The 25,808-nt window shown below is 62.5% G+C and carries 24 protein-coding genes; 4 read left to right on the forward strand and 20 right to left on the reverse strand.

Going from position 1 to position 25,808, the window contains the following annotated elements; genetic code table 11:
- Positions 1-67: 67 nt before the first annotated feature.
- On the reverse strand, positions 68-565 hold the full coding sequence (locus tag QD408_RS15570) for a DUF2244 domain-containing protein (protein WP_414139990.1): 498 nt from the start codon (positions 563-565) through the stop codon (positions 68-70).
- 22 nt (positions 566-587) lie between these two features.
- On the opposite strand from QD408_RS15570, the gene nth reads away from it, so the two are divergent.
- Positions 588-1,370, forward strand: coding sequence for an endonuclease III (gene nth / locus QD408_RS15575; RefSeq protein ID WP_414139936.1), 783 nt, complete (start codon positions 588-590; stop codon positions 1,368-1,370).
- Here nth and QD408_RS15580 read toward each other — a convergent pair.
- Positions 1,335-1,916 carry a TetR/AcrR family transcriptional regulator gene (locus QD408_RS15580; protein WP_414139937.1) on the reverse strand — a complete coding sequence of 194 codons (582 nt, stop codon included), beginning with the start codon at positions 1,914-1,916 and terminating at the stop codon, positions 1,335-1,337. The two genes, nth and QD408_RS15580, sit on opposite strands and share 36 nt — an antisense overlap.
- Positions 1,917-1,997: 81 nt before the next feature.
- Here QD408_RS15580 and QD408_RS15585 point away from each other — a divergent pair, with 81 nt between their 5' ends.
- The gene (locus QD408_RS15585; protein WP_414139938.1) at positions 1,998-2,423 is read left to right on the forward strand and encodes a VOC family protein; all 426 of its coding nucleotides are present in this window, start codon (positions 1,998-2,000) and stop codon (positions 2,421-2,423) included.
- Between the two features lie 3 nt (positions 2,424-2,426).
- On the opposite strand, the gene QD408_RS15590 is transcribed toward QD408_RS15585, so the two are convergent.
- Positions 2,427-3,131: a sulfate transporter family protein gene (locus QD408_RS15590; protein ID WP_414139939.1), complete on the reverse strand. Its 705-nt coding sequence runs from the start codon at positions 3,129-3,131 to the stop codon at positions 2,427-2,429.
- 237 nt (positions 3,132-3,368) lie between these two features.
- On the opposite strand from QD408_RS15590, the gene QD408_RS15595 reads away from it, so the two are divergent.
- Positions 3,369-4,223, forward strand: a complete 855-nt coding sequence (locus QD408_RS15595; RefSeq protein ID WP_088681626.1) for a MurR/RpiR family transcriptional regulator — start codon at positions 3,369-3,371, stop codon at positions 4,221-4,223.
- Positions 4,224-4,225: 2 nt separating this feature from the next.
- Here QD408_RS15595 and QD408_RS15600 read toward each other — a convergent pair whose 3' ends face one another.
- From QD408_RS15600 to QD408_RS15640, 9 genes are all read right to left on the reverse strand, one after another.
- Positions 4,226-5,809 (reverse strand): FGGY-family carbohydrate kinase, encoded by a 1,584-nt coding sequence (locus QD408_RS15600; protein WP_414139940.1) that lies wholly within the window; start codon positions 5,807-5,809, stop codon positions 4,226-4,228.
- Complete coding sequence (locus QD408_RS15605; protein WP_088681624.1) at positions 5,809-6,498, reverse strand: HAD family hydrolase; 690 nt, start codon at positions 6,496-6,498, stop codon at positions 5,809-5,811. Before QD408_RS15605 ends, QD408_RS15600 begins: the two co-directional genes overlap by 1 nt.
- A gap of 90 nt (positions 6,499-6,588) precedes the next feature.
- Positions 6,589-8,070 (reverse strand): mannitol dehydrogenase family protein, encoded by a 1,482-nt coding sequence (locus QD408_RS15610; RefSeq protein WP_414139941.1) that lies wholly within the window; start codon positions 8,068-8,070, stop codon positions 6,589-6,591.
- 82 nt (positions 8,071-8,152) lie between these two features.
- Positions 8,153-9,151 (reverse strand): ABC transporter ATP-binding protein, encoded by a 999-nt coding sequence (locus tag QD408_RS15615; RefSeq protein WP_414139942.1) that lies wholly within the window; start codon positions 9,149-9,151, stop codon positions 8,153-8,155.
- Positions 9,152-9,167: 16 nt separating this feature from the next.
- Positions 9,168-9,998, reverse strand: coding sequence for a carbohydrate ABC transporter permease (locus QD408_RS15620; RefSeq protein WP_414139943.1), 831 nt, complete (start codon positions 9,996-9,998; stop codon positions 9,168-9,170).
- A gap of 3 nt (positions 9,999-10,001) precedes the next feature.
- Positions 10,002-10,874, reverse strand: coding sequence for a carbohydrate ABC transporter permease (locus tag QD408_RS15625; RefSeq protein WP_064694471.1), 873 nt, complete (start codon positions 10,872-10,874; stop codon positions 10,002-10,004).
- 137 nt (positions 10,875-11,011) lie between these two features.
- Positions 11,012-12,322 carry an ABC transporter substrate-binding protein gene (locus QD408_RS15630; protein WP_088681619.1) on the reverse strand — a complete coding sequence of 437 codons (1,311 nt, stop codon included), beginning with the start codon at positions 12,320-12,322 and terminating at the stop codon, positions 11,012-11,014.
- A gap of 145 nt (positions 12,323-12,467) precedes the next feature.
- Positions 12,468-13,421, reverse strand: a complete 954-nt coding sequence (locus QD408_RS15635; RefSeq protein ID WP_414139944.1) for a sugar-binding transcriptional regulator — start codon at positions 13,419-13,421, stop codon at positions 12,468-12,470.
- Between the two features lie 114 nt (positions 13,422-13,535).
- On the reverse strand, positions 13,536-14,114 hold the full coding sequence (locus QD408_RS15640; RefSeq protein ID WP_190237411.1) for an exopolysaccharide biosynthesis protein: 579 nt from the start codon (positions 14,112-14,114) through the stop codon (positions 13,536-13,538).
- Positions 14,115-14,396: 282 nt separating this feature from the next.
- Here QD408_RS15640 and QD408_RS15645 point away from each other — a divergent pair, with 282 nt between their 5' ends.
- A complete protein-coding gene (locus QD408_RS15645; RefSeq protein WP_088681616.1) occupies positions 14,397-15,314 on the forward strand; it encodes an ROK family protein in 918 nt (305 codons plus the stop codon).
- Here the strand turns inward: QD408_RS15645 and QD408_RS15650 are convergent.
- The 8 genes from QD408_RS15650 to araH all read right to left on the reverse strand — a co-directional run bounded on the left by QD408_RS15650 (position 15,311) and on the right by araH (position 25,801).
- The gene (locus QD408_RS15650; RefSeq protein WP_414139945.1) at positions 15,311-17,221 is read right to left on the reverse strand and encodes a beta-N-acetylhexosaminidase; all 1,911 of its coding nucleotides are present in this window, start codon (positions 17,219-17,221) and stop codon (positions 15,311-15,313) included. The genes QD408_RS15645 and QD408_RS15650 overlap by 4 nt on opposite strands.
- A 168-nt stretch (positions 17,222-17,389) precedes the next feature.
- Entirely contained in the window at positions 17,390-20,533 is a 3,144-nt protein-coding gene (locus QD408_RS15655; RefSeq protein ID WP_414139946.1) for an efflux RND transporter permease subunit, read from the reverse strand.
- A 25-nt stretch (positions 20,534-20,558) separates the two neighbouring features.
- Positions 20,559-21,698 carry an efflux RND transporter periplasmic adaptor subunit gene (locus tag QD408_RS15660; RefSeq protein ID WP_088681613.1) on the reverse strand — a complete coding sequence of 380 codons (1,140 nt, stop codon included), beginning with the start codon at positions 21,696-21,698 and terminating at the stop codon, positions 20,559-20,561.
- Positions 21,699-21,745: 47 nt separating this feature from the next.
- Positions 21,746-22,354: a TetR family transcriptional regulator gene (locus QD408_RS15665; RefSeq protein ID WP_064694220.1), complete on the reverse strand. Its 609-nt coding sequence runs from the start codon at positions 22,352-22,354 to the stop codon at positions 21,746-21,748.
- Positions 22,355-22,553: 199 nt separating this feature from the next.
- On the reverse strand, positions 22,554-22,985 hold the full coding sequence (locus QD408_RS15670; protein ID WP_088681612.1) for an OsmC family protein: 432 nt from the start codon (positions 22,983-22,985) through the stop codon (positions 22,554-22,556).
- Between the two features lie 198 nt (positions 22,986-23,183).
- Positions 23,184-23,963 carry an SDR family oxidoreductase gene (locus QD408_RS15675; RefSeq protein WP_414139947.1) on the reverse strand — a complete coding sequence of 260 codons (780 nt, stop codon included), beginning with the start codon at positions 23,961-23,963 and terminating at the stop codon, positions 23,184-23,186.
- Positions 23,964-24,854 carry an aldose 1-epimerase gene (locus QD408_RS15680; RefSeq protein ID WP_414139948.1) on the reverse strand — a complete coding sequence of 297 codons (891 nt, stop codon included), beginning with the start codon at positions 24,852-24,854 and terminating at the stop codon, positions 23,964-23,966. It lies immediately after the preceding gene.
- Positions 24,851-25,801, reverse strand: coding sequence for an L-arabinose ABC transporter permease AraH (gene araH, locus QD408_RS15685; protein ID WP_414139949.1), 951 nt, complete (start codon positions 25,799-25,801; stop codon positions 24,851-24,853). Before araH ends, QD408_RS15680 begins: the two co-directional genes overlap by 4 nt.
- Positions 25,802-25,808: the final 7 nt, after the last annotated feature.

Raw genomic sequence — 25,808 nt, forward strand, 5'->3', positions numbered from 1 at the left:
CAGGAGATAATCAAGGGCGGGCAGCCAAACCACCCGATTCTTGCGCCCCGACACATATGCAAATGTCTCAGATACGCTGCTTGACCGTGGCGAGCGCCCCTTTGAAGGCCTTGGCGAAACTCTCGCGATCATCGGGATTGAGGAAGGAGCCGATATCCGTGCGCCGGCCCTCGCCGAAAATCTGCATCGAGAGGATGCCGATCTCCTGATGCCGGCGAACGAGGAACCGTGCCCAGAACGGATTGAAATGATGCTCCACCATTCGTCCCGACGGAGCGAACTTGCGCACCGAAACATCGGTGCGCGACACCGTGACCTCCTCGCGCGCCCTTCCGGAGCGGTAGCTGAGCCAGAAAGCGCCGTAGAGCAGCATGAAGTCCAGCCCGAAGAAGAAGCCGATCGGCCAGGCGCCGGACACGATAAAGAACATGCCGTAGAGGAAGCAGACGGTGCCCGACAAAATGAGCAGCACCTTGAAGCCCTTGCGGCCGAGCGACCGGTGGGGAAAGAGCTCGGCGGCGAAAACAGGCTTTTCGTTGAAGCTGTCGGCGTTGCTTTCCATCATGGGCGTTGAGTATAGATTCTCCATGGCGAATCCGAAACTCAAATCCGTTGGCAAACCCTCGCAAAACTCGAATGTGATCGCCCGCCGCAAACCGGCGGCCGCGGTCAAAACCGCCTATTCCCCGGCCGAGCGCGAAGAGATTTTCCGCCGTTTCTCGGTGCAGCGGCCGGAGCCGAGGGGCGAGCTCGAGCACACCAACCCCTTCACCCTCGTCGTCGCGGTGGCGCTTTCCGCCCAGGCCACGGATGCCGGCGTCAACAAGGCGACGCGGGCGCTGTTCAAAATCGCCGATACGCCGCAGAAAATGCTCGATCTCGGCGAGGAGAAGGTGCGCGACTACATCAAGACGATCGGGCTTTATCGCAACAAGGCCAAGAACGTCATCGCGCTGTCGCAAATGCTGGTCGACGAATTCGCAGGCAAAGTTCCGGAAACGCGCGAGGAACTGATCCGCCTGCCGGGCGTCGGCCGCAAGACCGCCAATGTCGTGCTCTCCATGGCCTTCGGCCAGGCGACCATGGCCGTCGACACCCATATCTTCCGCATCGCCAATCGCATCAAGCTCGCGCCGGGCAAGACGCCCGACGAGGTGGAAGAGCGGCTGATGAAGGTGGTGCCGAAACACTACCTCTATCACGCTCATCACTGGCTGATCCTGCACGGGCGCTATACCTGCAAGGCGCGCCGCCCGGAATGCGAACGCTGTGTCATCGCCGATATTTGCAAGTCGCCGGAAAAGAGCTGCGATATTCCCGCACCGCTCGTCGAGCTACCGCCGCAGGTGATCGGCGAGGCCGTCGAGTAGGGCCGCGATCGCCTGCTCGTAATCCCGCCTCTCCCCACCCGCTTCGATCGCGATCGCCGCGCGGTCGAAGGCCGCCGACAGCAGGGATGTCAGCGGGCCGAGCAGCGCCGCCCCCGCCTCAGGCATGAGCGCCGCAAGCCCAGCACGCAAACTCGCCTCGGCATTCTCGGCATCCAGCGCCGCAACCGCCGGCAGCCCGAGAACGGCAGGGGCTTCCATCAGCAACAGCCGTGTTCGGCCCGGCTGCGCCATTGCCGTGAAATAGGCCGAAGCGCCTGCGATCAGCGCAGCCCGCGGCCCGTCCGCCGGCACTGAAGAGGCCTCGATCGCCTTGGCCACCTCCCGCGCCTCGCACTCGATCACCGCCTGGAAAAGCGCCTTCTTGTCCTCGAAGTGATGATAGAGAGCGCCACGCGTCACTCCCGCCGCCGCGACGATCTCCGGCGTCGCCGTCTCGGCATAACCTTTCTCGACGAAGATGCGCCGTCCGGCGTCGATCAGGGCCTGCCTCGTCTGTTCCGTTCTCTCGCGATTGCTGCGGCTCATGAGAGTCATTTACATACAAACTGCATGTATGTTAAGAGATAAAAACATACAGACTGTATGTAAGTCGCGAAGGAGCGAGAAATGAAATCGACCAGCTACTATCCCGTCATCATGACCGGCGACGTTCCGGGCACCGCCGCCTTCTACTGCGCCCATTTCGGCTTCAAGGCGCTGTTCGAAAACGACTGGTACGTTCACCTGCAATCGGCCGAGGCGGAGCATGTCGCGCTCGCCATTCTCGACGGCAGCCACCAGACCATTCCCGCCGTCGCACGCGGCGAAGTTCGCGGTTTGCTGCTCAATTTTGAGGTCGAGGATGTCGATCGCATCTATGAGGCCTGCAGGGATGCCGGCCTGCCGATTTTGAGAGAGATCCGCGACGAGGATTTCGGCCAGAGGCATTTCATCACCGCCGATCCGAACGGCGTGCTGATCGACATCATCAAACCGATCCCACCGAGCGCGGAATTCGCGGCGATGTATGACGCCTCCGCCCTGCCCGGCTGAGCCTCAACGAGCTTCGCGAGCGGATATCAGCTTGTGCAGATGCACCATCATGCCGGCGGCAAAGAGCGGCGTCAGCAGATTGACGAAGGGGATCATCAGGAAGAGCGCGATCACCAGCCCGCCGAGAAAGACGGTGGGCGCATGTTTGGCGCGGAAGAGCCGCGCCTCCTGCGGCGGACGGAAGCGCATGGCGGCGAATTCGAAGAATTCCCGTCCGAGCAGATAGCCGTTCACCAGAAAGAACGCGACCAGATTGACGCCGGGAATGAACAGCAGCAGCAAGGCGACGATATTGCCGACGATCACCACGCCGAGGAACTTGAGCGAGCTTGCCATCGCCGGCCCGATCGGCATGGCGGTGCCCGGCGCATCCGTGGGATAGTCGCGTTTTTCGATGACATCGGCGACATCGTCGAGGAACAGGCCGGCAATGAGCGCCGTCACCGGCGAAAGCAGCAGCGCCAGCAGGAGCGCAAGGCCGATGCCGGCAAGGATCGCGAAGACCAGGGCAAACCATCCCGCCCAATCCGGCAGATCCGGAAAGAAGCTGGTCAGCCAGGGAAAGACGAAGGCCATGAAGGCTCCGCGCAATGCGAACCAAAGGCCGGTCAGCACCAGAATCGTCAGCCCGAGCACTTTCCAGAAGACCGAACGTGTCTCGGCGGCGAACAGATTGACCAGGGAAAGTCGTGCGGCGTCAAGGATCATGTCTTAAGGCGTCTCCGGTTGCGCGTAAGATGTAGGAATAGCGAATGCCACCGGCAAGAGAGAATAAAATTGCATGCTTTACTAGAAAACTTGTCGCAAAATAAATGCTAATATAATATTGTGTGATGGCAGAATATGCATGGACCTGAGAAGCAGCTTCCGAAATAGTTGCAAAGACAAGGGGTCGCAACAGCGCATCCACGGAACGCCTCTGAGGAAATACGGGGGGAGGCTGATGTGGAAGACTTTGTGCACAAACTGAGACAATACGTTAAAACGGGGACACCCGCCGAACGTCGTATCGCGAAATATTTCTCCGAACACCTGAACGACCTGCCATTCGAGACGGCCGCATCCGTCGCCGACAGGCTGGATTTGTCGCCGATGACCGTCGGGCGCTTCCTGCGGGCCCTCGGCTATCAGGGATTGGACAGCGTCAAGGTGGAGATTCGCGAGACGGTGACAACATCGCCGGCGCAATTGCAGAGCGCGATGACGGAACTGCATCAGGACGCGGCGGAAGGCAAACCGCTTGCCGTGCTGGTTGCAGAGCAGATCCAGGCGCTTCATCACATCTATCACCTGACCGCACAGCCGAACTGGTCGGAAGCCGTCAGTCTGATCAGCACGGCCCGCGAAGTGTCGATCGCCACGCATGCGCGCCTTGCGAGCCTCGCCAACCATTTTTGCCAGCGGCTGACTCAGGCCCGCGACGGCGTGCGCGCGCTCGACGGTGCCGACAACCGTTTCGCCGACCTCTTCGCCCGGCCGGCGGTCGACGATGCGCTGCTCGTCATCATCGACTGTCGCCGCTTCGCCAAGGCGCGGCTGCTTGCCAGGACCGCGCGGCGCTACGGCTACAAGGTCGTGCTCATTTCGCCGCAGCAGGCGGACTGGATGGCCGACCAGTCGAACGTCATGCTGCCGCTGCCGGCCGCCCGCGCTCCCGATCTCGACAATCTTCCGCCGCTGATCGCGCTACTCGATTGCCTGTCGGAAGCCGTCATTCTCGAAGTCGGGGAGGAGGCAGCGCTCCGCCGCCGCCGCATGCTGGAATTCGCGACGGTCCTCGGCGAGACGGCAAACCATTAAACCTATTGCATCGCTTCCAGTTCGGCGCGGTGCCGGTGCATGGCAAGCAGGCGGCGGTAGTCGCGGTCGTAGAGCGCCTGCTTGGTCCTGTCGGGAAGCCGCTCCTCGCCGCCCGGATACATCGCCTCGCCCGCCGCCGCCAGATCCTCGTGCAGGCCGCAGGCGACCGACGCCGCGATCGCCGTACCGAGCAGCACCGCCTCGTTCATCTTCGGCACCACCACCTTGCAGCCGGTGGCGTCGCTATAGAGCTCCATCAGCACCGGGTTTTTCACATGCCCGCCGGCGATATGCAGCGTGTCGGGCACGTAGCCGTATTCCTTCATCTTCTCCAGGATGTGGCGGATACCAAGTGCGATCGCCACCGCCGTGCGCCAATAGAGCGCGCAAAGCCCGTCGAAGGAGGCATCGAGCGTCAGCCCGCTGACGACACCGACCGCATGCGGATCGGCGAGCGGCGAGCGATTGCCGTGAAAATCCGGCAGCACGAAAATGCGCTCCCCGAAGGCGTCACCCTCCTCGGCCCGCAATTCGGCAATCCGCGCCACGATCTTCTGGTGCAGCGCCGAGGTCGGCTCGCCGCCGGCCGCATGCATGCGCACGATATGGTCGAGGAGCGCACCGGTCGCCGATTGCCCGGCCTCCACCAGCCAGCATTGCGGGAAGACCGCCTCGTAATAGGGACCCCACATCCCATGGCTCGGCTTGCGCTCCTGCGAAAAGGCGACGATGCAACTCGACGTGCCGGCGATCAGCGCCAACTGATGCTCGCGTTTCACGGGATCGGCGGCATAACCGCCGAGCGCACCGAGCGCACCGGCATAGGCGTCGATCATGCCGGCTGAGACATGGCAATCGGTCGTAAGCCCGAGCGCTTCGGCCGCGTCAGGCGTCAGCCGGCCGACGCTGTCTCCGACGGGCGCGGTTTCGTCAGGCAGATGGCCGCGCGCCTGAAGGTCATCGAGGCCGATCCGCTCCAGGAAATCCTGCTGCCAGCCCGTTTCGAGATGGGCGAGATAGTTCCACTTCGCCGTCAGCGTGCAGCGCGAACGGGCAAGCGACCCAGTCGATTTCCACGTCATGAAATCAGCGAGATCGAAGAAATAGCCGGCCTTTTCCCATGTGGCGGGCAGCTTCTTCTTCAGCCACATCAGCTTCGGCATCTCCATCTCAGGCGACATCACGTGGCCGGAATGTTCGAGTACCCTGTGCTCCGTCGCAGTGCAGAAGTCGGCTTCTTTCAGCGCCCGGTGATCGAGCCAGACGATAGTGTCGAAACGCTTTTCGCCACCCGTGGAAACACTGATCTGGCGGCCCTCGACATCGCGCACGACGAGCGAACATGTGGCGTCGAAACCGATCGCTCCAACGGAAGCGGCGGCAATGCCCGATTGCTCCATGGCCCTGCGCACCGCCGTGCAGGCGGCGGACCAGATGTCCTCGGAATCATGTTCGGCATGATTCTCACGCGGCCGGTTCATGACGATCGGATGCTCGGCCTTGGCAAGCAGCCTGCCGCTTGCATTAAAGATGCCGGCGCGCGCGCTGCCCGTGCCGATATCCACCGCAACCACATGATCACGCATCAAGGCTTGGTCCCGTCCAGCTTGTGTTTGCGGACAAGGTGTCTCAAATCCGGCATGGCGTCAAACACCACATCAGGCGAAAGCCGGTCCAATTCGGCGCGGTATCCGGCGAAGTTGGCGTGCGATCCGCCCGTGAAGGCGAAGACCGTCATGCCCGCCGCCTTGGCAGCCGCAATACCGGCCGGACTGTCCTCGACGACGACGCAGGCTGCGGGCTCCACATGCATTTGCCGGGCCGCATGCAGAAAGAGATCGGGCGCCGGCTTGCCGCGCTTGACCATCGTCGCGCTGAAAATGTCGGGCAGCCTGTCGAGAAGCCCTGTGACGGACAGCGACAGCCGGATTCGCTCCATCTGGCTTGAAGAAGCGACGCAGCAGGGAATGCCGAGCCCGTCGATCGTCGCGGCAATTCCTTCGATCGGCTTCAATTCGGTGCGAAAACGGGCGTAGAGGTCGGTGCGGATACGCTCGAGGAACTCCTCGCCGGCATGGACGTTGAATTCGGTTTCCAGCGTATCGATGACCGTGGAAAGGCTGCGGCCGAGAAAACGTTCATAGGCCTGGTCCTCGGTGATCGAGACGCCGAAATCGCTCATCGCGCCGACGAGCACACTGATCGAGATCGGCTCGCTGTCGACGAGCACGCCGTCGCAATCGAAGATGACCAGCCCTGGTTCAGCATCAGCCATGAAAGACCCAACCTGAGTTCGATTCGGACGCGCCCAGCTTCGCCCGCAAAGCCGGATGGACGGCGGCAGTTGCTGCCGCCATCCCGATTCCTACACTGCGAGCTTGCCGTCGAGATAGAGCTGCAGCGTCTCCCGCGTGCCCTTTTCCCACAGGGTTTTGAGAGCATGGGCAAAACGCTTGCGGAAAAGTTCCGATTTTGCCACCTCGCCGAAAATGTCGTCGAAGACGAGGAAGGCTGACGGATCGTCCTTGGCTTTCAGGGCAGCCGCATGCAGGCGATCGGCGCTGGCATCGTTGAAGACGATATCCTTGCCGCTGTCGGTCTTGCCGGCGAAATAGCGGCACCAGAGCGCCGAAACCAGCGCCAGGCCGACGATGTCCCTGCCCTGGCGGAGATTGTCGAGCGTCGACGGCAGGATGAATTTCGGCTGGCGGTTCGAGCCGTCCTGCGCCAGCCGCGGAATGGTGTCGGCGATCTTCGGATTGAGCAGGCGATGCTCTATCAGGGCAAAATAATCGGTCAGCGACGTGTTCGGCACCGGCGGCACGATCGGGATGATCTCGTCCTTCTCGAGCTTGGCGAGGAAGGCCCGGATCAGCGGATCTTCCATGGAATCATGAACGAAGTGAATATCCATCAGCGCCGCCGGATAGGCGATCGCCGCATGCCCGCCGTTCAGGATGCGGATCTTCATATGCTCGTAGGGCGTGACATCGGGAACGAAGGTCACGCCGACCTTTTCCAGTGCCGGCCGGCCGGCCGTGAACTTGTCTTCGAGCACCCATTGTTTGAATTCTTCGCAATAGACTGGCCAGTTGTCTTCAATCTCGAAATTGTCCCTCAGGAAATCGATCTCCCGCTGGCCGGTCGCCGGCGTGATGCGGTCGACCATCGCATTCGGGAAGGCGACGTTGGCCCGGATCCAGTCGGCCAGCGCAGGATCGGAAAGCGCGGCCGTGCCGATCACGGCATTGGCGGTGACGACGCCATTATGGGGAATGTTGTCGCAGGACATGACGGTGAAAGGGCCGATGTCCTTGTCCTTGCGCGCCTTCAGGCCGGCGACAACAAGCCCGAAAACCGTCTTCGGCGCGCCGGGATTTTGCCCATCGGCGGCGATCGCCGGATGGGCCGGATTGAACGTGCCCGAAGCATCGATGAAATAACCGCCCTCGGTGATCGTCAGCGAGACGATGCGGATTTCCGGATCGGCAAGCCTGGCGATGATCGCGGCGGGATCGCCGACCGGCAGGATGTCGATCATCGGCGCGGTGACGCGCGCCGCCGTCTTGTTGTTGTCCTGTTCGACCACCGTCGTCAGGAAATCCTGGGCCGCGAGCTTTTCGCGCATGGCGGCGTCCGACGGCAGCACGCCGGCGCCGACGATCGCCCAGTCGTGATCGGCGCCTTGGTTGAAGAGATCGTCGAGATAGATCGCCTGATGGGCGCGGTGAAAATTGCCGACGCCGAAGTGCACGATGCCGGCTTTCAGCGACGCCCTGTCATATCCAGGGATGGCGGCGGTGCGCGCCGCGTCGGAAAGCGTTGCCAGCGATAGTTTGCACGTCATGTTTCAGTCCTCTTGAAGGTCTTGCCGAGACGGCCGGGCGCCATCGCCCAGCTCGCATGCCTGCCCCCAGCCGGCCGCCTGCTCAGATGGCAAGGCCGCCCTCGTTGAATTTATGAATGCGCGAACGGTCCGGTGTCAGATAGACCATATCGCCCGCCTTGGCGGCGAAATCGCCGCTGCCGCGCGCCGTCACCGTGCCGATCCCCTCGACATCGATGTGGAGGAAGGTGTCGGAGCCGAGATGCTCGGCGACGACGACCCTGCCCTTCCAGTCGCCGCTCTCCATCGACAGCAGCACGTGTTCGGGACGGATGCCGAGCGTATGCGCGCCGAGCTCGGCCGCGTTCTGGCCCTTGATGAAATTCATCTTCGGCGAGCCGATGAAGCCGGCGACGAAAAGGTTGCGCGGGCGGCTGTAGAGTTCGAGCGGCGAGCCGACCTGCTCGATATTGCCCCTGTTCAGCACGACGATCTTGTCGGCCATGGTCATGGCCTCGACCTGGTCGTGGGTGACGTAGACCATCGTCGTCTTCAGCTGCTGATGCAGCTCGCTGATTTCGAGGCGCATGTTGACGCGCAGGGCCGCATCGAGGTTCGACAGCGGTTCGTCGAACAGGAAGGCCGAAGGCTGGCGCACGATGGCGCGGCCGATCGCGACGCGCTGGCGCTGGCCGCCGGAAAGCTGGCGCGGCTTGCGCTCGAGATAATCGGTCAGGTTCAGCACGCGGGCGGCATCCGTCACCTTCCGGTCGATTTCCGCCTTGTCGACGCCTGCCATCTTCAGCGGGAAGGCGATGTTGTTGCGCACGCTCATATGCGGATAGAGCGCGTAGGACTGGAACACCATGGCAAGGCCGCGTTCCGAGGGCGCTTTCTCGGTGGCGTCCCTGCCGTCGATGACGATCTTGCCGCCGGAGACATCCTCGAGGCCGGCGATCAGCCTGAGCAGCGTGGACTTGCCGCAGCCCGAGGGGCCGACGAAGACGACGAATTCGCCGTCATTGATATCGAGATCGATCGAAGGGATGACCTTGGCTTCGCCGAAGACCTTGGAAACCTTCTGAAGGGTAATGCTGCCCATGTTTCTCTCCCTTTTCTTATTTCACTGCGCCGAAGGTCAGGCCGCGGACGAGTTGCTTCTGGCTGAACCAGCCGAGGATCAGGATCGGCGCGATCGCCATGGTCGAGGCCGCCGAGAGCTTGGCGTAGAACAGACCCTCCGGGCTGGAATAGGAAGCGATGAAGGCCGTCAGCGGCGCCGCCTTCGAGGCGGTGAGGTTGAGCGTCCAGAACGCCTCGTTCCAGGCAAGGATGATGTTCAGGAGCAGCGTCGAGGCAATGCCCGGCACCGCCATCGGCGTCAGCACGTAGACGATCTCCTTCATCAGCGATGCGCCGTCCATGCGCGCCGCTTCGAGGATCTCACCGGGGATTTCCTTGAAGTAGGTGTAGAGCATCCAGACGATGATCGGCAGATTGATCAGCGTCAGCACGATCACCAGCCCGGTGCGCGTATCGAGCAGGCCCGAATTGCGGAACATCAGATAGATCGGGATCAGTGCGCCGACGGGCGGCATCATCTTGGTCGACAGCATCCACATCAGCACGTCCTTGGTCCGCTTGGTGGGCGCGAACGCCATCGCCCAGGCGGCCGGAATGGCGATGATCAGGCCGATCAGCGTCGAGCCGAAGGAAATGACCACCGAGTTCATGAAGTGGCTGAGATAGTTCGACCGGCTCTGCACCTCCGCATAATTCTCCATCGTCCAGTGGAAGAACAGGAACTGCGGCGGCGAGGCAATCGCGTCGGCTTCCGACTTGAAGCTCGTCAGGAAGGTCCAGAGGATCGGGAAGAAGATCAGGATGCCGAGCGTCCAGGCGATCGCGGTCACGATGACCTTGCGCTGAGTTGTGACTTTTCTGGCCATCTCTCAAGCCTCCAGATTCTTGCCGACGAGGCGGACGAGGAAGATCGCGACGATATTGGCAAGCACGACCGCGACGATGCCGCCGGCCGAAGCGCCGCCGATATCGAATTGCAGCAGGGCCTGGGCATAGACGAGATAGGTGAGGTTGGTGCTGTCAGTGCCCGGCCCGCCATTGGTGGTGACGAGGATTTCGGCGAAGACCGAAAGCAGGAAGATCGTCTGGATCAGGATCACCACGGTGATGGCGCGGGCCATGTGCGGCAGGATGATGTAGATGAATTTCGAGATCGCCCCGGCGCCGTCCATTTCGGCCGCCTCCTTCTGCTCTTCGTCGAGCGACTGCAATGCGGTCAGCAGGATGAGGGTGGCAAAGGGCAGCCATTGCCAGGCGACGATGAGGATGACGGAAAACAGCGGCGCATTCGCCAGCCAATCGATCGGCTGCAGGCCGAGCGCCTTCGCAAGATGGGCGAAGAGGCCGTTGACCGGGTTCATGAACATGTTCTTCCAGACGAGTGCCGCCACCGTCGGCATGACGAAGAACGGCGCGATGACGAGGATGCGCACGATCCCCTGCCCGTACATCGGCTGGTCGAGCAGCAGCGCGAAGGCGATGCCGCCGATGACCGTGATCAGCAACACCCCCGCGACGAGCAGCAGCGTATTGACCAGCGCCGCAAAGAAGGCCGGATCGGAAAGGAAATATTCGTAATTCAGAAAGCCGACGAAGCTTTCCATGCCCGGATTGAGCAGATTGTAATTCAAGAGCGAGAAATAGATCGTCATCGCGAGCGGGACGATCATCCATGCAAACAGGAAGAGCACGGAGGGCGCGATCATCAGGCGCGCGGCGGAACGAGTGTGTAACGTTGCCATGGCAATCACCGATCTGGACTGAAGCGGGGAGCGGCCGCAAGGCAGCTGTGTCTGAAAAGAGGCCGCCGATGCGGTTCGGGCAATCGGCGGCCTAGAGGGGCGGATTGTCAAGGATCCGCCTCTTGGCTCAGGAGGTTTTATTTGATGTAGCCGGCTTTGGTCATTTCACGCGTTGCCAGCTGCTGTGCACTCTGCAACGCCTGATCGACCGAAATCTGGCCGGCAAGGGCTGCCGAGAACTGCTGGCCCACCGCCGTGCCGATGCCCTGGAATTCCGGGATCGCCACGAACTGGACGCCGACATAGGGGACCGGCTTGACGGTCGGCTTGGTTGGATCGGCCGAGTTGATCGAATCGAGTGTCATCTTGGCGAAGGGAGCAGCCTTCTGGTACTCCGCATTCGCATAGAGCGACGTGCGGGTGCCGGGAGGTGCGTTCAGCCAGCCTTCCTTCTCGGCGACGAGGTTGGTGTAGTCCTTGCTCGTTGCCCAGGCGACGAACTTCTCGGCGGCTTCGACCTTCTGCGAGCCTGCCGGAATGGCGAGGTTCCAGGCCCAGAGCCAGTTGCCGCGCTTGCCGAGGCCCTTGTCCGGGGCGAGCGCGAAGCCGACCTTGTCGGCGACGGTGGATTCCTTCGGGTTGCTGACGAAGGAGGCAGCAACGGTCGCATCGATCCACATGCCGCACTTGCCGGTCTGGAAGAGCGCCAGGTTCTCGTTGAAGCCGTTGGAGGAAGCACCCGGAGGGCCGGCTTCCTTCATCAGGTTGACGTAGAAGTTCAGCGTGTCCTTCCACTCGGGCTGATCGAACTGCGGCTTCCACTGTTCATCGAACCAGCGCGCGCCGAAAGAGTTCGACATAGCCGTCAGGAAGGCCATGTTCTCGCCCCAGCCGGCCTTGCCGCGCAGGCAGATGCCGTAGATTTCCTTATCCTTGTTGGTGATCTTCTTCGCAGCGTCGGCGATGAAGTCCCAGGTCGGAGCGTCGGGCATTTTCAGCCCGGCGGCATCGAACAGGTCCTTGCGGTACATGACCATGGAGCTTTCGCCGTAGAACGGCGCCGCATAGAGCTTGCCGTCCGTGGTCAGGCCGCTGCGGATTGCCGGCAGCAGGTCATCGACGTCATAATTGGCGCCGAGATTGTCGAGCGGCAGCAGCCAGCCCTGCTTCGACCAGATCGGAACTTCATAGGTGCCGATCGTCAGGACGTCGTACTGGCCGCCTTTGGTCGCGATGTCGGTCGTGACCTTCTGGCGCAGCACGTTTTCTTCGAGAGTGACCCATTCGAGGTCGATGCCGGGATTCTTCGCCTTGAAATCATCCGTCAGCTTCTGCATCCGGATCATGTCGCCGTTGTTGACGGTCGCGATTGTCAGCGTCTCGGCCGAAGCCATGCCGGCAAACGCCAGTGCCGAGCAGGCGCCCAGCAGAAAAGTTCTCAATGTCATATCTTCCTCCCAGAAGATGAGATGTGAGCATTCGCTTTGCTCATGGGCAATTACTCACCAAGCCGCGAAAAATGTCAATCGGCATTCGATGCTGCGATGCCGAAGGCTATGCCTATCTCATTGATCTGGAATGTGAATTTTTTGCTCAACTCTTGAGCAAAAACTCAGCCGTGTCTTCGTCGGTGATCAACCCATTGATCTGATGGCCGACGACGGCCGCCCTGATCGCCTTGTATTTCCGCTTGCCCTTGGCCAGCCCGATGACCGTCGAGGACTCGCGCGAGGGGATCGGCGCGGACGCCACGCGCTCGTTGATCGGGTTGTCGATCAGCCTTCCGTCGGCGTCGAAGATCCAGCCGCAGATCTCGCCGGCAGCTCCTCCGCGCATCAGCTCCATCATCTCGTCCTTCTCGAGGAAACCATCGACGCAGAGCGGGCCGTCGATGCCGAGCTCGCCGATGCCGACGAAGGTGACGTCCGCCTGGGCGCTCATGTCGAGCGTCGAGCGCACGAGCTGCTGGCCGTGCAGCAGTTCCCGTTCCTCCGCCGAAGTGACGAGCACGGGCAGCGACATCGGGTAGTGCCGCGCCTTCACCGCATCCGCCATGCTGAAGATGACGTTGTAATAGGCGGCCGATCCATCAGGCGCGATGTTGCCGGTGAGCGAAACGATGCGATGGCCGGGACATTCGATTGCCGGCAGTTGGTCGACGGCCGCCTTCAGCGTGCGGCCCGTGCCGACCGCAAGCACGATCGGCTCCGGCCGCTTCAGCCAGCGCTCGATCTCGGCCGCAGCCGCCTCGGCGATGCCGACTGTCGTGGATGAGGAACCGGGATCGCTCGGCACCACCTCCACATGTTTCAGCCCGAACTTCCGCCGCAGCTGATTGGCAAGCTCGAGGCAGGCGGCGATCGGATGGTCAAGCCGCACTTTGATCAGACGCTCGGCGACCGCCAGCGATACCAGCCGCTGCGCCGATTGCCGCGAGATCCCCATCGAAGCCGCGATTTCATCCTGCGTGCGCCCGGCGACGTAATAAAGCCAGCCGGCACGTGCCGCATCGTCGAGCCGTCCAGGGGTCTCGGATCTTTTTGCCATTGAATGCCTACCGCGCAAAGTGAGCCGGCTTGTCGCCGTCGAACATGATTTTGAGTCTGTATCGCCAGATCAAAACAAAATTCCTGAAAATGTCGAGCCCGTTGACGCCATCGCTCAGGCAAACCACTGCATGACGAGATAAATCGCGGTCTTCGCCAAACCGTAAATCACGCCGCCCGCGACGACGAGCGACACGGTCGTCATGAGGAAACCGATGAGCGCGAAGAGCCCGTCACGTCCCATGATGGCGAAAGCGAAGACCGAGATCGTGATCGCCGGCAGGATGTTGCCGAGCGGAACCGGCAGCACCAGCACGATCGAAAGCAGCAGGCATGCGAGACCGGCGAGATACTCCGCCGGCGGCTCGGCGAAGATCGCAAGCCTCGGCTTCAGCATGCGTTCGGCCCAGGCGAGCCAGCGATGGATGCGCACGACGATGGTCTCGAAGTCCTCCCGCCGCATGGAGCGGTTCGCGATCGCCTTCGGCAGCCAGGGTTTGAGCCCGAAAGTCAGTTGCACCGCCAGGAAAACCAGCGGCGCGCCGAGCACGGCCGAGGTGCCGGGCGGGGTAGGAAAGGCGTTCGGCAGCGCGAAGATCAGCATCAGAGCACTGATCGCGCGGTCGCCCATCGTCTGGAAAAGGTCGCCGATCGAAATCCACTCCCGGCTTCGGTCGCCTGCCAGCTGCCGCAGGACGGCTGAGAGGCGGCGGCCTTTGGGACGTGGCGGACGCGGTCTGCGGGGTCTGCGGGAATCGGCGTTTTCGATGATCATGATACCGGTGAGCGATGGAAGTGTAGGGCTGAATTCTGGCGATGCAATATGCCAATTGAATGACTTATCGGGTTAGAAATTGTGGCGGGGCGTCGCTCCCGTCCACCTCCTTCATCTCGTAGGGCACTGCGAATGAAGGCTTGTAATTCCCCATCAACAGTGCGAGCAGACGCTGCAAGAGCAGAGAAACGGCAGGGCGCAATGATCATTTCATTCGACATCGGCGGTTCCGCCATCAAGGGCGGCATCGCCCGCTCCGAGACAGACATCGTCCCCCTCGGCCGCCGCCCGACGCCGAGGGATGATTTTGCCGCTTTCGTCGAGACCCTGCGCAGCATCATCGCCGAGACCGGCGAACAGCCGAGCCGCATCGCCCTGTCGATCGCCGGCGTCGTCGATCCCGATACGCAGCGCCTGACCTGCGCCAACATTCCCTGCATCCACGGCCGCACGCTCGCAGCCGACCTCGAAACCGAACTTGCTCTGCCTGTCCTGATCGCCAACGATGCCGACTGTTTCGCCATGGCCGAAGCCGGTCTCGGCGCAGGCTGCGGCCACCGCATCGTCTTCGGCGCCATCCTCGGCACCGGTGTCGGCGGCGGGCTGGTTGCCGATGGGCGTCTCGTCAACGAGGCCGGCGGCTTTGCCGGCGAATGGGGTCACGGCCCGATCATCGCATCGGCGGCCGGCAATCCGCCCGTCGCCATTCCCGCCTATGCTTGCGGCTGCGGGCAGAAGGGCTGCGTCGACACCGTCGGCGGCGCCCGCGGGCTGGAGCGCCTGCACAAGACGCTGCACGATCTCGACCTTTCGAGCGAAGAGATCATCGATGCCTGGGGGCGCGGCGAGGAAAAAGCGACGCGCACCATCGACGTCTATGTCGATCTCGTCGCCTCGCCGCTGGCGCTGACCATCAACATCACAGGCGCCACCATCGTCCCGGTCGGCGGCGGGCTTTCCAATGTCGAGCCCCTGCTTGCCGAACTCGACCATGCGGTGCGCGCCCGCATCCTGCGCAAATTCGACCGCCCGCTGGTGGTGCCGAGCCAATGCCGCATCGAACCCGGCCTGATCGGCGCCGCACTTCTGGGGCTGAAAGCCGATGCCGCTGCCTCCTAAAGCTCCGGCCACATCCGCACGATCGCTGCAAACCGATCCCAGTCCTTGCGTTCCAAGGGTGTCCATGCGGCTTCGGCGACGGCAGGAAGGCGCGGGAAGACCAGCCGGTTGAAATAAGCGCGAGAGAGGAAGTTTTCTGTCCAGATACAGGCCTGAACGCCGCGTATCTTCTCCCGCAACGCTTCCGGCAATTCGCCCTCGGCCTCGTAAGCATAGGTATGTTCCGGCGGCGCATGGCCCGCCCAGCTCGCACCGGGCTCGTCCCAGGCTTCGGCCTGCGCCATGTCGAGATAATAGGCTTGCCCCGGCGTCATCACCACATCGTAGCCTTGCTGCGCCAGCTCGATCCCGACCGCAGGCTTTTCCCAGGCCATCAGCAACGTGCCGTCGCGATCGACGCCGCCGCCGTGCGAGACCTCGTTCCAGCCGGCGAGCTTCCTGCCGCGCTCCGACAGCATCGCCTTGATGCGTTTCAGGAAATAGGATTGCAGCTCGGCCGTACCGGCAAGTTTCTCCCGTTCCATCAATGCCTTGCAAAGCGGCGAGGAAAGCCAGGCGCCGTTCGCCACCTCGTCGCCGCCGATATGGATATAGTCGCCGGGAAACAGCGCCACCATCTCGTCGAAGACCCTGCCGAGAAATTCATAGGTGAATTCGACCGCCGGGTTGAGGGCATTGTTGGGATAACCCTGCACCGCGCGGTAGCTGTCCGGCGCCTCCTGCCCGTCGACGAGCGCGGGCAGCGAGAACAGCGTCGCGGTGCTGTGGCCGGGAACGTCGATTTCCGGCACCACCTCGACATGCAGCGCGGCGGCATGCGCGACGATCCGCCCGACATCCTCCTGCGTGTAGTGGCCGGAGCGCGGCTCCGCCCCGTCACCGAGCTGCGGCACGAGCACTTCATCCGGCCCGCGCCGCGCGCCGATCTCCGTAAGCTCCGGATAGGCCTTGATCTCCAGCCGCCAGGCCTCGTCATCGGTCAGGTGCCAATGAAAGATGTTGAGCTTGTTCCAGGCAAGGATATCGATCAGCCGCATGACGTCCGCAACGGGATAAAACTGCCTGGCCACATCGAGATGGCAGCCGCGCCAGTCGTAACGCGGCTGGTCGGCGATGGTGCCGAAATTGGGGAATTTGAAGTTCTCCCGATCGGCGCGCGCGCCGTGCATGAGCTGCGCCAGGCTGATCAGCCCGTAGTGTCGCCCCGTCGCATCGGCAGAGGAAAGCACGATCTCATGCGCGGTAAACCGCAATTCATAGGAGAATTCGGCGATCGACGATTCGGTGACGAAACGGATAGCCCGCCCGCCTTCGACGGCAGAGAGCGAAAACGGCGCATTGTCGGCCGGATAGAGCCGCTGGTAAAGCTCGATAACCAGGGAAAGCGCCTTGATCGCATCGGGCCGCGTCTTCCCCGCCGGATAGAGGACGACCGGCAGCTCTCCCGCCTTCAGCCCGAGCACCAGCGGCCAGGGCAGCAGCGAATAGGGCTCCTGGACCCGGCCGGGCGGCAGAAGCGGCGGCGCCACGCCGCCATCCCGGCCTTCGAGAACGAGATCGCGGAAGGCGACAGGAACATGGCGTCCGTCGCCAAGTGTGAGATAGGCCGATTTGACGCCTGACGTCGCATGTCTCGGCTCCCGGGTCAGCCCCTCGACGGTAAACCGCCAGTGCCCACCCGGCGGCACGCTCAGCCCATCGGGCGGCAGGAATTCATGGAAATGCGCCACCTGCCGCTTGAGGCTGCCGCCGTCGCAGACATGCTTGCCGGCAACCCGTGTCTCCGACGTATAGGCGAGCGAGAAGCCGGAAAGAGGCTCGGCCGAAAGGTTGAAGAGCGTGAAGTTCAAGCACCCAAAGCTGCCTTCGACCGGGCGCCAGCTTGTTTCCAGACGATAATCGGCCATTGTCGCACCCTCCCCGTCCATGAGCGGCCGGGGTCTCGGCGGCTCTCCCGGCATGTTTTCCCGAGCTTAACTTTTTCGGGGCGGCAAGGGAATCGGCGCGAACACGGACTTAGCGGCCAGCGACCAGTGGCCCGTAAGGAAAACGGCGCGGCTTTCGCCGCGCCGTCCTCACTCTGCTGCCAACGCCGGCGGATGTCTGTCATCCGCCTCTTCCTGGATGGCGTCGGCATCCCGGCCTGGCTCTTCCTTCGCCTTCGGCTCGCGGCCGAAGAAAAGGGCGTAACCGGCGGGCAGAACCAGAATGGTGAGCACTGTGGCGACGAGGATGCCGCCCATCATCGCAAAGGCAAGCGGCCCCCAGAAGACGCCGCGCGAGATCGGGATCAGCGCGAGCACGGCCGTCAGCGCCGTCAGCATGATCGGCCGGAAACGACGCACGGCAGCGCCGACGATCGCCTCCTGCCGGTGCATGCCGGCCTTGATGTCCTGATCGATCTGATCGACCAGGATGATCGAGTTGCGCATGATGATGCCGAGCAGCGCGATGACGCCGAGGATCGCGACGAATCCGAAGGGCGCACCGCTGATCAGCAAGGCGGCGGCAGCCCCGATGATGCCGAGCGGCCCGGTGGCAAGCACCAGCATCGCCTTGCCGAAATGCTGCAACTGCACCATCAAGAGCACGACGATGACGGCGAGCATGATCGGCGCCTTGGCGGCAATCGACATCTGGCTTTCCGCCGCATCCTCGGCGCCGCCCTGGATCTCGACATTATAGCCGGCCGGCAGGCTGTCGCGCAGGTCCTTCATGTCGGCATACATCTTCATGACGACGTCGTTCGGCTGCACGCCGTCCGGCAGCGTCGCGCGCACCGTGATCGTCGGCAGCCGGTCGCGCCGCCATTCGATGCCCTGCTCCATCACAGGCACGACCTTGGCGACCTGCGAGACCGGCACGAAGCCGCCGAAATCGGTCGGGACATAGACCGAATTGACCGCTGACAGCAGCGAGCGGCTGGCATCCGGCTCGCGGGCGACGATCGAGACCGTCTCCTCGCCGTCGCGGAAATCGTCGAGCGCAGCACCTGACATGGCGGTCTGCAGCATCTGACGCACGCGCTGGGAGGTGACGCCGAGCGCCCGGGCGCGGTCCTGGTCGATCACCAGCTTCATCGCCGGCACCTGTTCCAGCCAGTCGTCATGGATGGCGCCGAGCATCGGGTTGGCTTCGAAGCGCGCCTTCACCTGATCGGCGATCGCTCGCACTTCCTGGCGGTCAGGCCCCATCACGCGCATCTGCACCGGCCAGCCGGTGGGCGGGCCGAGGAAGAGGCGGTCGACTTTGCCGCGAATGTCGGGGAAGTCCTCCGCAAGGATCGTGCGCATCTTGACGATCAGCCGTTCGCGCGCCGGCTCGTCCTTCGCCATGACGAGAAGCTGGGCGAAGTTCGGATTGCGCAGCTGCTGGTCGAGCGGCAGGAAGAAGCGCGGGGCGCCTTCGCCGATATAGGTGGCGATGAACCGCTTGTCCGGATCATCCATCATCTTCGCTTCGAGCGCCTTTGCCTGTACCTCGACTTCCCGAATGCTGGTGCCCTCGGGCAACCAGAGATCGACGAGGATCTCAGGCCGAGAGGATTGCGGGAAGAAATTCTGCGGAATGAACTGGAAGGCCCAGAGGCTGGTGACGAATGTCCCGAGCGTCAAGAGCAGCACGATGACCCGGTGGCGAACCGCCCAGCCGACCGTGCCGCGCAGCCGGCGATAGAAGCCGGTGTCGAAGGCATCGTGATGCTCGCCGGCGTGATGGCGCTGCTTGAGGATCATGTAGCCGAGCCATGGCGTAAAATAGACCGCGACGAACCACGAGGTCACGAGCGCGATGCCGACGACATAGAACAGCGAGCGCACATATTCACCCGCCGTCGACGCGGCGAATCCGACGGGAATGAAGCCGGCGGTGGTGATCAGCGTGCCGGTCAGCATCGGGAAGGCGGTCGAGGAATAGGCAAAGCTTGCCGCCTCGATCTTGACCAGCCCCTCCTCCAGCTTCCGCTCCATCATCTCGACGACGATCATCGCATCGTCGACCAGCAGGCCGAGCGCGATGATCAGCGCGCCGAGCGAGATGCGCTGCAGGTCGATGCCGAGTTCGTACATCAATGCGAAGGTGGCGGCGAGCACCAGCGGAATGGCGATGGCGATGACGAGACCCGAGCGCCAGCCGATCGACAGGAACGAAACGACGAGCACGATGACGAGGGCTTCGCCGAGCGCATGCATGAATTCACTGATTGCATCCGTCACGACGTCAGGCTGGTTGGCGATCTGGTCGACTGCCACACCGTAAGGCAGTGCTTCCTCGAAGCGGTGATAGGTCGCCTCCACGTCCTTGCCGACATCGGTCACGTTGAAACCCTTGGCCATGACGACGCCGACCTGAACGCTTTCATGACCGTTGAACCGGTACTTGCGCTGGTAGGGATCTTCGAGCCCGGAACTGACGATGGCGATATCGCCGAGGCGCGTCACCTGACCGCCGGCGCGAAGGCGGAGTTCGCGGATATCGGCCGCCTTCTTCACGTCGCCTTCGACCGAAATGCGCACCGACCGCAGGCCGGTATCGACGGAACCTGCCGGATCGACATTGTTCTGGCCTTTGATGGCGTTCTGCAGGTCGAGGATCGTCAGGCCGCGCTCGGCGAGCGCCTTGGACGAGACGTCGATATAGATCTTCTCAGGCTGGTCGCCGATGATGACGGCCTTCTCGACACCAGGCGTCGTCAAGAGCATGTCGCGCGCCTGGATCGCGAATTTCTTCAGCTCCGGATAGGAATAGCCGTCACCGCTGATCGAATGCAGCGTGATGAAGGTATCGCCGAATTCGTCGTTGAAATAGGGGCCGAGCAGGCCCTGCGGCAACTCGCTCGCGATATCGCCGACCTTCTTGCGCACCTGATAGAAGGCATCCGCCACCTCCTGCGAATTCGTATCGCCCTTGACCTGCAGCGTGATGATGGCGCTGCCCGCCCGCGTATAGGACTTGACCCAATCGATATGCGGCGTTTCCTGCAGCTTGCGCTCGATCTTGTTGACGACCTGGTCTTCCATTTCCTGAATGGAAGCACCCGGCCAGATGGCCTGGACGACCATGACGCGGAAGGTGAATTCGGGATCCTCGCGCTGGCCCATGCGCATCAGGCCGAGCACGCCGGTGATGATGATCAGGCCGAAGAGGAAGCGGGCGATGCTCGGATGTCCGATTGCCCAGCGCGACAGATTGAAGGGCCGCTTTTCGGTGTTGGCGTCCATGGTTCTATTCCCTCTCGTGACGCGATCAGCGGACGGTCTGGTCCGTATCGGCCGAGGCCGACTGCTGCTCCGGCACCTTCACTTTCAGGTTCTCGCGCATGAACTGCGTGCCGGCGGCAACGACGAGATCGCCGCTGTCGAGACCCTCGGTCACATGCACGCCGTCGCCGGTGAAATCGGCGACCTTGATGTCGCGGCCGTGCACCGTCGCCGTGTCGCGGTCGACGGTCCAAACCATCTTCTTGCCGTCCTTCTCGGCAAGCGCGCTGAGCGGGATCGAGACGTAGCTGTTGCCGTTGCTGACGGCGGCCTCGATCGTCGCCGTCATGCCGAGCAATATGCGCGGATCGTTCGGCAGGCTCACCCGAACCGCAAAGGTGCGCGACTGCTGGTCGGCGCTGCCGGAAACCTCCCGCACCTTGCCGTCGAGCACCAGCTTGTCATCGGCCCAGAAACTGGCCTTCATCGTCTTGCCCGGCTTGAATTCGGCGATGTCGTTTTCCGGAACCGCGATCTGCACTTCCTTCTCGCCATCGACGGCGACGGTGACGACAGGGGTGCCGGAGCCGACGACCTGGCCGATATCGGCATTGATCGCTGTCACGATGCCGGTCTGGCCGGCCTTGAGCTCGGTATAGCTCACCTGGTTCTTCGCCTGGTCGAGCGCCGAAAGCGCGGCATCGCGCTGCGAGATCGCCTGGTCGTGGCTGAGCGCGGCCTGTTCGAGCTGCGATTTCGGGGCGACGCTCTTGTCGAAGAGCTGCTCGGCGCGCTTGTTGGCGAGATCGGCGGTTTCGACGCCCCTTTCGGCAGCGGCGAGATTGGCATCCGCCGTCTTGACCGCCAGCTGGTAATCCGTGGCGTCGACGCGGGCGAGAACATCACCCGGGCTCACCCGGTCGCCGATATCGACGAGACGTTCGGTGATCTTGCCGGCGACCCGAAAGCCGAGGTTCATCTCCGTGCGCGCCTTGACCGAACCGGAATAATCTAGCTTGCGGGTATCGCCGGCCTTGGCGATCTCGACGACCTTGACCGGCCGGATGACCTCCTTCACCTCGGCCTTTTCCTCCGAGCAGGCGGAAAGGCCGATGCCGATGGCGCCGACGAGCACGAGGCCGGCGACGGACGGCATGCGGTTGCTGAGGGTCTTGAGCGAAAACATCGTCCGCACTCCTGGATCGTTTCGGGGGTTCCGGCGGCTGCCGTCCATTATTTCTTCAGCGCCCTGATCACGTAGTCGATCAGTTCGTCGACGCTTGCGCGGTTGGTTTTGGCAAGACATTGCGCCACCATCTGCGGATGGCAGAGATTGATCGTCGCCGCACCGAAGCAGCGCGAGGCAACCACCGGGTCCTGCTCGGCGAACTCGCCGGCGGCGATGCCTTCGGCGATGATTTCGGCAATCAGATCATGGACGCGGTCGATATGTTTCTCGATGACGTGCCAATCGCGCTCGATCGCGACGATGATCATCTCATGCACTTTCATCTCGTCGAGCATCAGATCCAGCGTCAACTGATGCTGGGTCTCGACGTAGCGGCGCAACCGCTCGCTGGCGCTGATCGGCTGATGGCGGATGTCATAGGCGATCTGATAAGCGGTTGCGAGCATGCGCCCGCAGAGGGCCTGGTGGATTTCCACCTTGGAGGCGAAGAAGCGATAGATATTGGCCGGCGACATGCCGAGATCGCGGGCAATGTCGGCCACTGTCGTCTTGCTGTAACCGTAGTGACGGAACAGCCGCTCGGCCGCGTCGAGAATGCGTGTGACATTCTCCTGCCGCGTGACGTCGAGCGTATTTTCCGCAATGTCGTTCATGAGTTTCGATGCCTCGAGTTACGACTGACGAATTTTGAATTTCGTCAGTCGTAAAATATCAGGCGTCATTTGTCAATGCCGCCTGTGGACACCCGTGGCTTGTGCATGGTCGATTTCGCAATGATGTGACATGAACGCCGACACAATGAAAAGTGCCGCGACGTTAAACGCGCGGCACCTCATCGGCAACAGGAGAAAATCAGGCGAGCTTGACGTCGAGCGTGATCGGAACGGCGGCAAGCGCCTTGGAAATCGGGCAGCCGGCCTTCGCCTTGTTGGCCAGTTCGGTGAAGGTTGCCTCGTCGGCGCCGGGAATGCGGCCGGAGAGCGAGAGATGGATGGCGGTGATGGCAAAACCGCCCTCGACGCTTTCGAGCGTCACCTTGGCGGAGGTTTCCATGTGTTCGGCGGTGAAGCCGGCTTCGCCGAGGATCAGCGACAGCGCCATGGTGAAGCAGCCGGCATGGGCGGCACCGATCAGCTCTTCCGGATTGGTGCCGGGAATACCTTCGAAGCGGCTGGCAAAGCCGTAGGGATAATCTTTCAGGGCGCCGCTCTGCGTCGAGATCAGGCCCTTGCCGTCCTTGAGGCCGCCGCTCCAATGAGCCGAAGCCGTGCGATTGATCTGCATGCCATCCTCCTGTTTTCGATTGAGCTTTCAGAGCATGATGCCGAAAACTGTGAACGGTTTTCGGACAACATCATGCTCCAACTATTTCCGGCAGCGGCGCCGCCGCTCCACGCCTGCGGAAGATCAGGTTGGCCTTCCCGACAGGCAATATAACGCTCTATCTGCAGAAGACGACAGGCTTGTAAAAATCATCGCCGCTCAGACGGGATGCTGCTGCACGCTGAGACCGCCGTCGATCGTCAGGCAGGTGGCGTTCATGAAAGGGCATTCGTCGGAGATCATGAACACCGCCGCCATGGCGATCTCTTCCGGTGTCGCGATCCGCCCGCCGGGATGCAGCCGCATCGTCTCGGCCTTGGCTGCCGCCGGATCGGGGAAGCTGTTCCAATAGTCGATCACTTTCTGCGTCGAGACATAGCCGGGCGCCAGCGCGTTGACCCGGATATTGCGGGCCGCGTACTCCAGGCCGAGCGATTTCGTCATGCCGAGCAGCGCATGTTTCGCCAGCGGATAGGGAAACGTGTGCGGGATGATCGTGAAGGCATGCGTGGAGGCGATATTGAGGATGACGCCCCCGCCCCGCGCGATAAAGCCGGGCAGCACCGCCTTGCAGCAATTCCATGCTCCCTTGAGATTGATGTCGAAGCAGCGGCTCCACGCTTCGTCCGTCGTATCGAGCGGTTCGGCGAAGACGTTGACCCCGGCATTGTTGACGAGCGCATTCAGTGGCCCGATCTCGTCATTCGCCTGCGCAACCGCCCTCGTGATTGTTCCGGCATCGGTTATATCGGCCGGCAGATAACCAACCCGGCCGCCGGTGCCTGCGAGCTCTCCCGCTGCCTGCGCCAGCAGCGCCCCATCGCGATCGACGAGATAGACGGCGGCATTCTCCTTGATGAAGGCCTTGGCGATCGCAAGGCCGATACCCTGCGCAGCGCCGGTGATCAGGATGTTCTTGCCCTGCAGGCGATCGCCCATCTATCTCCCCTCCGGTTGAACCGGCAGCGCAGACAGCTCGATCGTCATCTTGCCGGCGAGTGCTTCACCCGGCGCAAGCGGCGCGAGCCCGCCGAATTCGGGCAGGTGATGGCCGTTCGGAAGGTGGCTCATCGGCTCGAGGCAGAAGAAGTCACTGCGATTGATCGGCATATAGAGCATGAAGCGGTCAAGCGCGCCCTCGGCTTTCAGCGCCGCCTGAATTCCAAGCTCCGGCCAGGCGATTGCCGCCCGCCTGTTCCAGCCCTCGAAGGCATTGTTCATCCATGTCTGCGGCAACAGCTTGCCTGACCTGAAATCGAAATCGTCAGGCACAGGGCCGGGCATATCGGGAAGATGGTCAGGCCGCTCGTTCCAGTAACGATCGGCCGCAATCGTCAGCCGTGTCTTCGAAGTCCGAACAAAGAAGGGATGCTGGCCCAGACCGAAAGGAAGCGTGGTTTCGCCCCGGTTTTCCACCGAAAGCGTCAGCACCAGGGCATCGCCGACGAGGCGGATCTCCTGCCGGGTCAGATAAGCATAGGGTGAAACCTTGTCGGCGCTGCGGGAAAAGGAGAACTGCGCATGCTCCATGCTGGCCTCTTCCATCTGCCAGAGGCCGAGCCAGCCGTCGCCGTGCCGATAGAGCGGATCGGAAGTATTCGGCTGGAAAGCATAGTCGCGTCCGGCAAAGGACATGGCATTGCCTTCCACACGATTGCCGAACGGCACCATCGCAAAATTCGCCATCGTGCCATCCAGGCCGCCGGCCGCGACGAGAAAGGGCGTCTCCCGATAGGTCGCGGCGGCAACGGCTGCACCCCGACGGCTGACCCGGACGGCGAGATCACCGCGCCTCAGCTCGATTTCGTCCTCCGCTCGTCCCTGGTTCATCCGCGTCGCCCCGCAGCCGAAGATCTCAAATTGTCGAGCAGCACCGCGATCAGCAGGATCAGCCCGCGCACGACATACTGATAGAATGCCTGAATATTCAGGAGGTTCATAACGTTTTCGGCAATGCCCATGATCAGCACGCCGACGATGACGCCACTCATCGCCGCCCGGCCGCCGGCAAGCGAAACGCCGCCGAGAACGCAGGCCGAGATCACCGAGAGCTCGAGCCCGGTCGCCGCATTCGGCTGGCCGGAAGTGATGCGCGAGGCGAGCAGAATGCCGGCAATGCCGCAGACGAGACCCTGCAGCGCAAAGATCCAGACGCGCATGTTGACGACATTGACGCCCGCAAGCCGCGAGGCTTCCGGATTGCCGCCGATCGCCAGCGTGTTCTTGCCGAAGACGGTGCGGTTGAGCACGAAGCCGAAGAAGACGAAAAGGATGAGCATGATCCAGATCGGTGTCGGCACGGTGAGGAAACGCGAGAGCGCAAGCTGGTAGAAGGCAGGATCGTTGATGCCGACGGCGCGCCCGTCCGAAGCGATCAGCGCCAGCCCGCGCACGATCTGCATGGTCGCAAGCGTGGTGATCAGCGCGTTGATGCGGAACCGGGCGATGACGATGCCGTTGACGAAACCGACGACGGCGCCGCACAGCAGGGCTGCCAGCAGCCCGACGGGAATGGAGCCGGTCGCGTTCGAGACCATCACGGCGGCCATGCCGGAGAAGGCGACGATCGATCCAACCGAAAGATCGAAGTCGCGGGAGGCCAGGCAGAACATCATCGTGCAGGCGACGATGCCGATCGTGACGACCGATTGCAGCAGCCCCAGCATGTTCCGCTCGGTCAGGAAGTTCGGCACGAAGAGCGAGACGATCACGAAGGCGGCGGCGAAAATCACCACCAGCCCCTGTTCGCCGAGAAGGATTTTTTTCAACGAATTCATCGTCGGT

The sequence above is a fragment of the Rhizobium sp. BR 249 genome (assembly GCF_047445895.1).
GTDB lineage: Bacteria > Pseudomonadota > Alphaproteobacteria > Rhizobiales > Rhizobiaceae > Rhizobium.

Coding starts and splice junctions, on each gene's coding strand:
- QD408_RS15570 (WP_414139990.1), bottom strand. CDS start 565: ATGATGGAAAGCAACGCCGACAGCTTCAACGAAAAGCCTGTTTTCGCC.
- nth (WP_414139936.1), top strand. CDS start 588: ATGGCGAATCCGAAACTCAAATCCGTTGGCAAACCCTCGCAAAACTCG.
- QD408_RS15580 (WP_414139937.1), bottom strand. CDS start 1,916: ATGAGCCGCAGCAATCGCGAGAGAACGGAACAGACGAGGCAGGCCCTG.
- QD408_RS15585 (WP_414139938.1), top strand. CDS start 1,998: ATGAAATCGACCAGCTACTATCCCGTCATCATGACCGGCGACGTTCCG.
- QD408_RS15590 (WP_414139939.1), bottom strand. CDS start 3,131: ATGATCCTTGACGCCGCACGACTTTCCCTGGTCAATCTGTTCGCCGCC.
- QD408_RS15600 (WP_414139940.1), bottom strand. CDS start 5,809: ATGCGTGATCATGTGGTTGCGGTGGATATCGGCACGGGCAGCGCGCGC.
- QD408_RS15605 (WP_088681624.1), bottom strand. CDS start 6,498: ATGGCTGATGCTGAACCAGGGCTGGTCATCTTCGATTGCGACGGCGTG.
- QD408_RS15610 (WP_414139941.1), bottom strand. CDS start 8,070: ATGACGTGCAAACTATCGCTGGCAACGCTTTCCGACGCGGCGCGCACC.
- QD408_RS15615 (WP_414139942.1), bottom strand. CDS start 9,151: ATGGGCAGCATTACCCTTCAGAAGGTTTCCAAGGTCTTCGGCGAAGCC.
- QD408_RS15620 (WP_414139943.1), bottom strand. CDS start 9,998: ATGGCCAGAAAAGTCACAACTCAGCGCAAGGTCATCGTGACCGCGATC.
- QD408_RS15625 (WP_064694471.1), bottom strand. CDS start 10,874: ATGGCAACGTTACACACTCGTTCCGCCGCGCGCCTGATGATCGCGCCC.
- QD408_RS15630 (WP_088681619.1), bottom strand. CDS start 12,322: ATGACATTGAGAACTTTTCTGCTGGGCGCCTGCTCGGCACTGGCGTTT.
- QD408_RS15635 (WP_414139944.1), bottom strand. CDS start 13,421: ATGGCAAAAAGATCCGAGACCCCTGGACGGCTCGACGATGCGGCACGT.
- QD408_RS15645 (WP_088681616.1), top strand. CDS start 14,397: ATGATCATTTCATTCGACATCGGCGGTTCCGCCATCAAGGGCGGCATC.
- QD408_RS15650 (WP_414139945.1), bottom strand. CDS start 17,221: ATGGCCGATTATCGTCTGGAAACAAGCTGGCGCCCGGTCGAAGGCAGC.
- QD408_RS15655 (WP_414139946.1), bottom strand. CDS start 20,533: ATGGACGCCAACACCGAAAAGCGGCCCTTCAATCTGTCGCGCTGGGCA.
- QD408_RS15660 (WP_088681613.1), bottom strand. CDS start 21,698: ATGTTTTCGCTCAAGACCCTCAGCAACCGCATGCCGTCCGTCGCCGGC.
- QD408_RS15665 (WP_064694220.1), bottom strand. CDS start 22,354: ATGAACGACATTGCGGAAAATACGCTCGACGTCACGCGGCAGGAGAAT.
- QD408_RS15670 (WP_088681612.1), bottom strand. CDS start 22,985: ATGCAGATCAATCGCACGGCTTCGGCTCATTGGAGCGGCGGCCTCAAG.
- QD408_RS15675 (WP_414139947.1), bottom strand. CDS start 23,963: ATGGGCGATCGCCTGCAGGGCAAGAACATCCTGATCACCGGCGCTGCG.
- QD408_RS15680 (WP_414139948.1), bottom strand. CDS start 24,854: ATGAACCAGGGACGAGCGGAGGACGAAATCGAGCTGAGGCGCGGTGAT.
- araH (WP_414139949.1), bottom strand. CDS start 25,801: ATGAATTCGTTGAAAAAAATCCTTCTCGGCGAACAGGGGCTGGTGGTG.